This window comes from Duganella qianjiadongensis (assembly GCF_009857915.1).
Classification (GTDB): Bacteria; Pseudomonadota; Gammaproteobacteria; order Burkholderiales; family Burkholderiaceae_D; genus Rugamonas; species Rugamonas qianjiadongensis.
In genome coordinates, this window is sequence record NZ_WWCM01000004.1 from 81,923 (window position 1) to 93,560 (window position 11,638).

The window sequence follows — 11,638 nt, forward strand, 5'->3', positions numbered from 1 at the left end:
GCCTCCACACTGGTACTGTGCTTCAGTTGGGGACAGCACTCAGATGCTTGCGGCTGATACGTTCAGGCACTCCGGCAGAGTCGGATAGCTGATAGTCATCAAGCTTGAATCTGGCAACTGCCTCGGACAGATCCACCGCCTGCTGTTGCAGGCTGCTGGCAGCAATCGCGGCCTGCTCGACCAGCGCCAGTTTTTGCTGCGTGGCCTGATCCAGTCCGCTGATCTGCAGATCGGCCGTACCGGCTGCAATGGCGCGCGAAGCACTGCCTATGGTCTGGGCCGAACTGAGAATATGCCTCAACGTGGCATTCAGATTGCGGATGCTGCCATCGAGCGTGCGCGCAGTTTCGTCGATCTCGTCGCGGCCATAGCTACGCTGCTGCACAGTCAGATTACCTTGCGCCAGATTGCTGGCAGCGCTGCCTATGCCTTGCAGCTCATCTAGCAGCGCCCGGCGCACTAGCAAGGACACTAGCAGCGACAAGACGATCGAGACAATTACCAGCAATGGCATCGACATCTTCAGGGTGGCGAATTCGGCCTCGGCGACTGCATACGCGCTGACACTCAGGCTCTGCTCCAGCCGCGCTAGTTCATCGAGCCGCCTGGCCACCACATCGAAGCTGCGTTCGGCTTTGGACATGGCATTGGCCGCCATTGAATGATCGGCCATACTCAGTTCGATCACATCGGCCACGGCTTTGATATATAGCCCATACGCCGCCTGCGACTGGGCCACATAGCGCTGCTCGGCCGGCTGGTTCTGGGTACGCATTTCAAGCTGGGCAAACTGGCTATCGAGCGCCGCGTGCCGCGCGTGCAATTCGCGCAGCAGCGCATCCACCCGCGCCGAGGAAAAGCTGGCATTCATCCAGGTCAGCAGCTGGTATGCCTCCGCATGGGCCTTGTGAGCATTGATCACCAGATCATCCGCCGCCTTCAGGCGCACGGCACGCACCTGCACCATCTCCTCGAGTCGCTGGTTCTGCCGCAGCAGTCCCGCATACGCCCCTATCGACAGCACCAGCAGCAGTATCAGCACCAGCCCCGGTGCCAGCAGCAGTTTCGGCCCTATCCGCAGTTTGCTTAACATAGTCCCTCTCGTAGCTCGTTTTTATCAGGTAGCGCCAGGCTCAGTGCCGCTTGTTACTGTCCCCGTGCTTGTACACGCCCGCCTCCAGCGCCACATCTTCCACCCGCAGGACATAGGTAGTCTTGGCTTCCACCTTGCCCGTCCTGGGGTTGAGGAATTTGTAGTCGACCCAGCCGCTGCCCTTGCCGCGCGCCAGCGCCAGCATCTCGTGACGGAATAGCTTGCCGTCGGCATCGGGCACGTCGAGCAGATTCTTGCCTATCAGTGCGGTGGTGGGGTGGGCGATGGTGATGCCGTTCAGATCGCGTACGGCAAGGTAGAGCGCCCCCTGATTGAACGCGGGATCTTTGCGGTTGATGCTGGCGATCAGCGCATCCTTGCCATGCTCCTGCAGGTAGCGGGCGCCCTTTACGGCCAGCGCCATCGCTTCGCGCTCGCCGGGCTCTGCCAGCGCCAGCTGGCTAACCGCGAACAGGGTAATGAATACGGCGCGCATGGTGTCCTCCGACAGCTGAGATGCCATACGATACTTCCCATGCCATGATGCAATCTTGCGGTTAATCAAGCACTTCAGTAATGCAGTTTTTACGGATGGGGAAGCGGAATATTCCGAAGCAGCTGCTGCATGCGCCGCCGGACATAGGGAGAGGAAAGGGAAGGCCGCGATGGCAGGTGCTTGCCATCGCAGCTAGGTACAGCTTGAAGCTTAGACCAGTTTGGCCGAGTGCTCGCGGGTAGCGTGGAACTTCAGCTTGGGCCAGCGCTCTTCGGTCAGGCGCAGGTTGACGCTGGAGGTGGCCAGATAAGCCATATTGCCCGCCGCATCGTAGGCCACGTTGTGACCCAGCGAATTTTGGAAGTCCGACAGCGCCTTCTTGTCGTCGCTGGAAATCCAGCGTGCGCTGCTGATGCTGGTGCCCTCGAACACGGCGTCCACACCATATTCGTTTTTCAGGCGGCTAGCCACCACCTCGAACTGCAGCACACCGACTGCGCCCAGTACCAGCTCGCCGCCCTGTACGGGTTTGAATACCTGCACCGCGCCCTCTTCGCCCAGCTGCTGCAAGCCCTTGTGCAGCTGCTTGATTTTCAGCGGGTTCAGAATGCGCACGGAGCGGAAGAAGTCCGGCGCGAAGTAAGGAATGCCGGTAAAGGTCAGCATTTCGCCTTCGGAGAAGGAATCGCCGATCTGCATATTGCCGTGGTTAGGCAGGCCGATGATGTCGCCGGCGTAGGCCTCTTCCACCTGTTCGCGCGACGATGCCATGAAGGTCACCACCGACGACACCTTGATTTCGCGGCCCAGACGCAGGTGCTTGACCTTCATGCCGCGCTCGAAACGGCCCGAGCAGACGCGCAGGAAAGCGATACGGTCGCGGTGCGCCGGGTCCATATTGGCCTGTATCTTGAACACGAAGCCGGAGAACGGCGTTTCGGTCGGCGCTACGGCGCGTACCGTGGCGTCGCGTGCGCGTGGCGCAGGCGCCCAGTCCACCAGTGCCGACAGAATCTCGCGCACGCCGAAGTTGTTGATGGCGGAGCCGAAGAATACCGGCGTCTGGATACCGGCCAGGAACTGCTCCAGATCGAACGGGTTGGAGGCGCCGTGCACCAGTTCCACTTCCATGCGCAGCTGATCCATCTCCAGCGGGAACATCTCCTGCAGGCGGGGATTGTCGATGCCCTTGATGATTTCGAAGGCGCCGTCGGCCTTTTCTTCGCCGGCCTTGAACAGCATGATCTCGTCATTGAGCAGGTGGTACACACCGCGGAAGTTCTTGCCCATGCCGATAGGCCAGGTCACGGGCGCGCACTTGATCTTCAGGACCGATTCCAGCTCGTCCAGCAGTTCCAGCGGGTCGCGGGTTTCGCGGTCCAGCTTGTTCATGAAGGTGACGATAGGCGTATTGCGCATACGGCAGACGTCAAGCAGCTTGATGGTCTGGGCTTCCACACCTTTGGCCGCATCGATCACCATCAGCGCCGAGTCCACCGCCGTCAGCACGCGATAGGTATCTTCCGAGAAGTCCTGGTGGCCCGGGGTGTCCAGCAGATTGACCACGTGGTCGCGGAATTCGAACTGCATCACCGAGGACGCCACCGAAATGCCGCGCTGCTTCTCGATCTCCATCCAGTCCGAGGTGGCATGGCGGCCGCTCTTGCGGGCCTTGACGGTACCGGCCATCTGGATCGCGCCCGAGAACAGCAGCAGTTTTTCGGTCAGCGTGGTCTTACCCGCATCCGGGTGAGAAATAATGCCGAAAGTACGGCGGCGCTGCACTTCGCGGGCGATCAGTGCCGGGGTTTTGGCGCTGCTGACGACGGCATGGTCGCCAGCGGACTCGGGGGTTACATTTTCGATATCGTTGGACATTTGTACGCGATCTGGAGCGGTTCTGCAAAACCCTCGATTTTACCGGAACTTCGCCCCTATCGTGCGCTTTTGTTGCCCCCCGCCCGTGCCGCCACCTATTCGCCTTTCACTCTGCGCCAGCCGCTGCGGTGCGCATCGACCGAGATCTGTTCCGACAGGGGCGACGTCTTGTTGCTGCCGTCGGCCAGCGTGGTCACCATTTTCAGCTGGCCATTCGGCAGGCGGATGATGATGAAGCCCACCGCCGCCGAGGTATTCGACAGCGTCTGCCCCACCGGCTGGCTGCCGATGGCCTGACCGTTGCACACGTTGACCTGATACAGATTGCTGGAGCCACCCACCGAGCAGGCCGATGAGGATGTGGGCAGATTGGTCACCACATTGGCCACTCCGCTGACGATCTGCGGGTCCAGATTCATGCGTTCGCCCGCGTTCAGCGCCCAGTCGAAATACCAGCCATCCTTCTGTGTCAGGTCAACCGGGTTGCTGGTGATCTGGTAGGTATTGATATTGCTGCCCGAACCCAGTGTACTCAGGGTCTGCCTGACCATGCTGGCGCCGCGGATATCGCTGATGGTGCTGCCGCCATCCTTGAGCAGATACAGGCTCTGGATCGAGGTGTCGGTGGTATCCGGCACATCGAGCAGCCGCCCCGTCCCGAACAGCACCACCCGTACACCGGCCGTGCTGTTGACGGTGACGCCGTTCACTTCCGTCTGCACCGGCACGGCGCACATGGTGACGTCAGGCCGGGTAGTGATGGGTTTGCCCACGCCGGCATCGCCCAGCAGCTTGACGCTGATCGCGCCGGACGATGCCGTCAGATCGAAGCGCCACATCTGGCCCTGATTATCGCCGCCGTAGATGTAGTTGACGCGAGGATCAGCACCGGGGTCGGCACTGATGGCGGAAATTTTGGCCAGACCGGACGGCGTGGTGGTGTCGCCCGAATTGGTGCTGATCTTGTTGAGCAGTTCGCCCGTATAGGCATCGAGCACATAGAGGTAGCCTTTGCCGCTCCCCGTTGCTACGCCATCGCTACCGGGCACGTTGTTGTAGCCGGAGGTGAGGAACACCACCCAGCGGCCGCTAGCCAGCGTGCCGAACTGCGGGTTGCCGAAGCTCAGGCCCAGATCGCCGTCGCTGACCGGACAGACGGTGGCATCGGCGCAGAATTCCCACAGCTGTTTGGGGTTGCTGGTATCGGTGATATCGAGCGCGTAGTAGCCGCGCCCGCCGGCATTCAGGCCAGCCACCAGCACGGTGCGCCAGCTGCCGCCCGTGGTTTTGATGTCGGCCACTTCCGGCGAGCCGTCGGCCGTGAACTGGTGGTTGGTACTGTAGATGGTGCTGGCCAGTCCGTACAGCTTCTTCATGGTGGTGCGCGGAACATAGGCCCATAGCTCGTCGCCGGTGGAGGAATTAAAGGCATGCAGCATGCCGTCATTGGCGGCAGTGAACACTGCGCCGCTGCGGTAGCTGCTGCTGGCCGGATTACCGTAGGTGTCCTTGAAGGTAATGTAATCGGCATCCGGATAATCGTTGCGGGGATCGCGCACATAAGCCGGTTTGGACGAGGCGATATCGCCCAGCACGATAGGCACCGGCCCCGTGGCCCCGGCTGGCGTGTTGCTAGTCATGCTGTAGGCGCGGAACAGCGTATCGTTGGCATACTGCTGCTGGCCGCGCAGCCAGTTGACCAGATTATTGCCGTCATTGACCAGCGCCTTGTCCGAGGCCGACAGCAGCGCACACTGGGGCAAGGCGCCGCACTTGCTGGCAAACCAGGCCGGTGCGGCCCCCTTCATATTGGCGAAACGGAACTCGTCCGGCGCGCTGCCGTAGCTGCCCGCGGTGTTGTACATATAGATGCGGCGCGTATCGGTGCTGGCGCCCACCTTCTGGCCCAGTCTATCGCTGGTGGTCCAGGTGATCGTGCTGGAGACGCTGCCGTCCGTGCTATCGATCTTGCGGTCGGACAGTTCGCCAAACCATTTCACCGTGGTGAAGGTGTCGGAGAAGATGTCGTTGTCGGTCAGCGTGATGTTGGGCGTAGACGTCGCTGCCGCTGCCGCAGCGCCCACATGCACCTGCATATTCGACAGCGCTTCGCTCAGGCCGCTCACCACGTCTTTCGGGTCCTGCGCACTGAAGTATTTGCCATGCCCGTTAATCGCCGCATGCCACAGGTCATCCACCCGTTCCTGTACCGTGCTGGCCGTGTTGGTGGTATCGGGGTCGGGCCAGACATAAGCACCATTGCTGTTCCAAGGACAGCCCGTGGTTGCACCGGTAATCAGTTTGTAGAAGTCGCCGCCAGCCTTGGGCGCGCTATCGTAATTCGGCTCGTAGGTCATCACCCCGTCCACGCCCAGCCCCAGCGTATAGGTGTTCATGTGCAGGTGGGTGTTTTCGCCCGATGCTGCCGGCACCGAGCCGGGCTTGCTCATATCAGGCTCCAGCGCTGGGCGCAGCGACACCGTGGTGGTGCTGGAGCCGCCGTTATACCAGTGCAGTGCCACATCCGAGATCGATGGCTGGCTCTGTGCCCGCGTGTCCACGCAACCGCGCGCCAGCGTGCAGAAGCGTGCCGGATTTTCCACGTTATCGTTATTGACGACGTTAGGCGTACTGCTGCCGTTCCAGTAGCCATCCGTGGTGAGGATCATGAAATTCTGCTGGCACGGGTACTGCACCACCTCCTGACCGGCCGCATAGTTGTAGGGCGAAAGGTTGCCGAACATGCGGCCCACATTGTCCATCGCCGTGCGGATAGGCGTGGAACCCGAGGTGGTGGTGTTGTACAGCGCGGTGTACCAGTTGGCACGCGCAGTGCCGGCAAAGTCGGCCGGCTTCAGGTCGATGGCGGCGCCGGAACCGGCATTCGACAATTTGACATAGCCCACCTTGTAATTCGCTGTGATGGCCGAGAAGGCAATGCCGACCGAGGTCTTCATCATTTGCAGCCGGCTCTTGTAGTACACATACCAGTTGGCGAAGTTGTTCATTTCCTCCGCATAGCTGCAGCTGCTGGCGCCAGCACAGTCGGTGCGGTCGGCGCTCTTGGGATAGGTCTGGCCGCTGACGATATTCACCCGCACAAACGGGTTAGGCGCACCGGAACCGGCCGACAGTGCGCTGGTCGAGACGGGAATCGCATCATTCACAGCCGCCACATAGCCGCTGGAGGCAGAACGGCTCCAGCTCACCGTACCCTGATTGTCCATGGTGAAGGCGCTAATGGTCGCCGTGTTGTCACTAGCGGCCCAGTTGACCAGACAGACGCTGCTGCTAGTGTAGCCGCTCGGGCAGCTACTGCTGTTGCCCAGATAAGCCTTGATGGTGCCGGCCGTGCCGATGGCGCCGACCACGGAGCTGGCGATCTGCGCCGGAGTGCGGCCTTTGCCCAGACTCAGATAGGCGGGGCTGCTGCCAGACGACGCACCGATCAGCGTGCTGCCGGCATAGCTGAGGCTTTTCAGTATGGCGGTCAGCGAGGACGACGTGCTGGTGCCGGTAAACGTCACCACGGCGCTGGCCGGCGCATAGGGCGTGGTGACGACGGACGGTGCCGTCACCGCCAGCCCCCAGCCGGCGCGCGTACTGTCCGTCAGCGTCTGGCAGTTGGCCACGCTGACAGTACCCGTGCAGGTGACCGGTACCACCGCCAGCAGATTTTCTGCCGACAGCGTAATGCCGAAGGTGGTACAGGCCGGAACTGTCGGCTGCCCGGTCGGCGTGCGCACGCAGGCGTAATACAGTTTGCTGGAACTGGCGCCCAGATTGACGGAAGTGGCAATGATATTGGCCGCCAGCGCGCTGGCCATGGTCTGCTGCTTGATCAGGCTATTGGTGCCGGTGGGCGCGGTCACTGTGCCGTTGGTGATGGTGGTGCTGCCGTTCACCACCACGCTGGTGATGGTCAGCGAGCTCGCCGTTGCAGAGGCGCCGATGGCGATGGTGCCGTAGGAAGCCACGGCGCCGGTAGGGGTGGAATAGGCCGGATAGATGTAGCTGCCTACACGCTTGCCCTGGCACTGGGTGAGCAGCCGGTCGCTACACCAGCGCACCTTGACCGGTACCGGATAGCCGGCCGGCGCGGTGGCGCCTACGGCGGTCGACTTGCAGGTCTTCATGGTATCGTCGGTGCAGAACTGCCCTACCCCGATGGTGTAATAATACGGCGCCGTGGTAATTGCCGTCGCCGTCTGGTAGGTCGCGTCGGGATAGGTGTAGCTGGCGGTATTGAACTGGCAGCTGCTGCCCGAGCACCATTTCAAGTCCGGGAAACCGGTGACCAGATTGATGTTCGAGCTGACCACATTGCCCGCCATGTCGTTCTTGCGCACGCCGTAGCCATCGCCAGTAACGGAAGTCCAGTTGCTGGTATTGGCGGCGTTCTGCTCGGGATAGTAGCTGCCGTCAGCCTTGACCGGCACCACATAGCGGATGGCCGGATTGTAGTACTGCTTGTTGAAGTCCGGACTCATGAACGGCGGATGGCCCACGGCACACGCCGTGATACCTGCCTGTAGCGTCGCGCCGCTGCGGCAGATGTTGTCGTTGACGTAGTCCGGCGTGTAGGTCTGGTCCATCGAGCCGGAGTTATCGAACAACAGCATCAGATTAGGTTTCACCGTGCCGGTGCCGGAGATGTTCAGCAGCGGCACTTGCGCGATCTGGGTCAGGCCGGCCTGTGCCAGCGGCGCCACAGCAGCCAGCGCGGCGAACGCAGCCAGCAACAGGAAATCGGATAAGGCCGAGCGCAGATTGTTCATGATTCTATCCATCCACAGTACCGGGCCTTATGGCCCTTTCATGATGACGGCCTGCGTCACCACATTGCCGCCACGCGCGCCGGCTATGCGCGCCGTGACAACATAGTGGAGCTGAGGCTGGTCCAGGTAATTCGGGCTATCGGAGCGGCCGCTGCGGCCATAGGGCTGGCTGGTTTTCGAGTTAGGCCGCGCCGAGGTCAACTGGCAGCGGTTATTCACCGCGTTATAGGGGCCGGCAAAATCGCACAGGCGGTGGATCACATATTCCACCCGGTTGCCGGCAGCATCGGGCGGCAGCGTTAGCGAGCCTTGCCAGAAGGCGGGCGTACTCACCGTCCATGTCGGCGACATGCTGGCCACATAGCCTGCCGCCGCCTGGTTCGATTCCAGCTGCGCCTTATTGGGTATATCGCGCAGATAGGCAAAAGCCGTGTGCACACCCAGATCGGCCGCTTTGCTTAAGGCCGATTCATACGCCAGATTCGAGGTGGTCAGCGTGGTCGACGTGCTGGACTTGAGCAGATAGATACTACTGACCAGCATCACGGTCAGCATGATCAGCATGATGGGCAGCGCTATCCCCCGCTGCAGGCGGCGTAATCGCATCATGGCCTCCACTGCGCGTTACGGATAGGGACGATGTTTTCGAACACGCGGTAGCGGTAGCACTGCCACGCCTGCGTATCGCCCGCTACGGCCACATTCACCTGCATGGGCACGGCAGCAACCGTGGCCGGTGCTGCACTGGCAAACACGGTCGGCTGCTCGGTGGTCGCCGTGCACTGGCCGGAAGCATCGGGCTTTGCCACTGTTTTACTGCGCGCCACCACTGCCAGCCGCACGGCAGCAATACGCTGATAATCGCCGGGGCTGCCCACCACGCCATCGCCATCGGCATCGATCATGGTGGCGCTCCACGCCGTAATCTGCATGCCGTTGCCGGTGGGGCTGGGGTCATAGGTGCCGGCCACCACGCGGGTATCGAAACCATATTGCGCCTTGATGCTGACCACATTATCCGTTACGGAAACCCCCGCCTGCTCGGCACCGGGCAGTTCGGCGGCGCGCAGCAGCAGCACGCCGTTAGCCACCGACCACGTATGGAAATGCAACTGGGTGGCAGGGCCCAGATTGTAGATATAGGCGGCGTTCTGGCGATACACATTAGCCAGCCCGCCGGGCGGATTAAAGCGGAAAGCCGTGCCGCTAGTGAACAGCAGGGTATTCGCCGGTGCCGCACCAAAACCGGACAGCTGCACCAGCGAGCATTGCGCACTGCCCTGCGCCAGCGGCGCGACCACCATCACATCACCAGTCTGGAAGGTGTAGGGATTACGGCTATCGATGGTGAACTGGGTGCCGCCCACATAATCGGCAAACAGCCGCGCCGAGCCATTGCCGCTTTGCGAGGTGCCGCTGTTAAACGCAATCACATCGGGATTGCTGCCGTTCGACTGGATCAGCACGGCGCTCAGCGGTGAGATCGTTACCCCGCCCCGCGTCGCCGTGGGCAGCACATAGCCGCTGGCATCGCTCAGCACCGTATCGCAGCCAGCCAGCATGGGGTCGTTGATACCCCAGCCCGATTCTCCCGCGTCGTTGCTGAGCGAGTACAGCGCCAGCATACCGTTCTGCATGCTGTCCGAGCCCCCTACGGCGGCGTCCTTGTTCAATTCGCCGCTGATGATCAGCCGCGTAGCAAACAGCAGCGCCAGCATGCCGATCACCACGCTGACCATCAGCTCGACGAGCGAAAAGCCGCTCATGCGCAGGCGAGTATAGTAGGTCTGAAGAGGCATCATCTCAGTTCGCAATGTAGGAAGTTAGCTGATGCTGGTTCATATCGTCGCCAGCCTTGCGCTTCCAGCGGATGGAAATATCGACCCGCACACGCCGCGCTTCCGGCGTTACCTGCACCGCCAGCAGTGCGCCCGGTATGTACTGGCGGGTTTCATCGACCCAAGGCTGCAAGGCTACCGAAGGTTCCGCCCCCTCTTCCGCGCTGTAATTGAGCACATTCGCCACATCGGCATTCATCACGCCGAGCAGCTTTTCGCTGGCCATGGTGGCTTCGGCACGCTGGCTGGCATCGGACAGGGCCGAGTAGGCGCGCGCCTGCAAACCTATGGTGCCCAGCAGGCCTATGCCCAGTATCAGGATGGCGAGCAAAGCCTCCAGCAGAGCGATGCCGCGCTGGCCAGCTGGCTGTCCGGGCACTTGCACCTGTACCTGTGCAAGCCCGCGCTGGCGCAGTTGCGGGTTGCGGAGGATAGTTTTCATGGCGGACAGGCTCGCGTATCCGTGGCAGGCGCGTCGGGCTGGCATTTGCTCGCCATGCCGGCCAGCGTAACGACCAGCGCAACAGTGGGCACTTCACCATGGAAGCGGCTGGCCGGGGTGAGTACCAGCCGCGTCAGACGCTCGGCAAAGCGGGTGTCTACCCAGCCCATGGGGGTGAAATAGACTTGCGAACTACCCTCCGGCACAGTGCTGGGCAACAGCACTTCGGAATTCGGCATGGCATCGGCCAGTCGCAGCACGGATTTAAATCCGGCCGCACCTTCCGGATCATTGGCTGCGGCGGTAGTCGCGGTAGACCAGCCGCCTTCTGCAGCGCCGCACTGGCTATTGGCCGCGACAAAACACAGATCCACCTGCCAGTTCATCTGCCCTGTATTCACATTCGGCGTCAGGCTGATGCGGCTGAAGGTGTTATGTACGATAGCCTGGCGCCGTGCCATGCTGAAGCCTTCGGCGTAAAACTCGCTGGCGCTGCGGGCGCGGTTAGCCAGCAGCCAGTTGCTGGCATTGGGCAGACCGATGGCCAGCATAAAACCGAAAATGGTCAGGGTAATCAGCAGTTCCAGCAGGGTCAGCCCGCGCATGCGGGCAAACCCTGGCCAGCGCTGCAGGCCTAGTTGGAACATGCTCCACCCTTATGGTCTACCCAGCAGGAGGCACTGGTGCCCCAGCCAGTCGGGCTGGCCGTGGTGGCATGGGTGCCATTCTGGTCTATGGTGTAGACGAAACCGGCCATTTTGCCGCTGCCTGTGGCCGTAATGGTGTAGGTCGACGCGGTGGCCGTGGTGAGCGCGTAACTGAAATTGGCCGTGCTGGCAGGGAAAGCGGCGGCACCGTCGAAGCCCGCATAGCTGCGCTTGTTGGCCCAGTACTGCTCCGCCGCCGGCTGCGCGCCGCCGAGCGCCGTAAAGGCTTCGCTCAGGCGGCCACGGACCACGTAGTCCATGTAGGAGGGGACGGCAAAAGCCATCAGTATCCCGACGATCGCCACGGCGACCATGATCTCGATCAGGGTAAAGCCTCGCTGGCCCGTTTTCATCGCCTGCTCCTGTTGTCAATGTGCACGTTTAATAGTGTAACCGAGCAAGCTTG

At 61.7% G+C, this 11,638-nt stretch carries 9 protein-coding genes; all 9 read right to left on the reverse strand.

The annotated features are described in order from the left end of the window. Positions 1–22: 22 nt before the first annotated feature. The 9 genes from GTP27_RS07850 to GTP27_RS07890 all read right to left on the reverse strand — a co-directional run bounded on the left by GTP27_RS07850 (position 23) and on the right by GTP27_RS07890 (position 11,585). On the reverse strand, positions 23–1,093 hold the full coding sequence (locus tag GTP27_RS07850) for an MCP four helix bundle domain-containing protein (protein WP_161038631.1): 1,071 nt from the start codon (positions 1,091–1,093) through the stop codon (positions 23–25). Positions 1,094–1,133: 40 nt separating this feature from the next. Beyond that, positions 1,134–1,616: a cache domain-containing protein gene (locus GTP27_RS07855; RefSeq protein ID WP_308495211.1), complete on the reverse strand. Its 483-nt coding sequence runs from the start codon at positions 1,614–1,616 to the stop codon at positions 1,134–1,136. Between the two features lie 183 nt (positions 1,617–1,799). Next, positions 1,800–3,467 (reverse strand): peptide chain release factor 3, encoded by a 1,668-nt coding sequence (locus GTP27_RS07860; RefSeq protein WP_161038632.1) that lies wholly within the window; start codon positions 3,465–3,467, stop codon positions 1,800–1,802. Between the two features lie 95 nt (positions 3,468–3,562). Then, a complete protein-coding gene (locus tag GTP27_RS07865) occupies positions 3,563–8,245 on the reverse strand; it encodes a pilus assembly protein (protein ID WP_161038633.1) in 4,683 nt (1,560 codons plus the stop codon). 27 nt (positions 8,246–8,272) lie between these two features. After that, positions 8,273–8,854, reverse strand: coding sequence for a hypothetical protein (locus GTP27_RS07870; protein WP_202416616.1), 582 nt, complete (start codon positions 8,852–8,854; stop codon positions 8,273–8,275). Then, complete coding sequence (locus GTP27_RS07875) at positions 8,851–10,047, reverse strand: PilW family protein (protein ID WP_229633526.1); 1,197 nt, start codon at positions 10,045–10,047, stop codon at positions 8,851–8,853. The genes GTP27_RS07870 and GTP27_RS07875 overlap by 4 nt, the downstream gene beginning before the upstream one ends. A 1-nt stretch (position 10,048) precedes the next feature. Further along, positions 10,049–10,525 carry a hypothetical protein gene (locus GTP27_RS07880; RefSeq protein ID WP_229633528.1) on the reverse strand — a complete coding sequence of 159 codons (477 nt, stop codon included), beginning with the start codon at positions 10,523–10,525 and terminating at the stop codon, positions 10,049–10,051. Then, positions 10,522–11,172: a prepilin-type N-terminal cleavage/methylation domain-containing protein gene (locus GTP27_RS07885; RefSeq protein ID WP_229633530.1), complete on the reverse strand. Its 651-nt coding sequence runs from the start codon at positions 11,170–11,172 to the stop codon at positions 10,522–10,524. Before GTP27_RS07885 ends, GTP27_RS07880 begins: the two co-directional genes overlap by 4 nt. Further along, positions 11,160–11,585, reverse strand: a complete 426-nt coding sequence (locus tag GTP27_RS07890; RefSeq protein WP_161038635.1) for a type IV pilin protein — start codon at positions 11,583–11,585, stop codon at positions 11,160–11,162. The genes GTP27_RS07885 and GTP27_RS07890 overlap by 13 nt, the downstream gene beginning before the upstream one ends. Between the last annotated feature and the right edge of the window lie 53 nt (positions 11,586–11,638).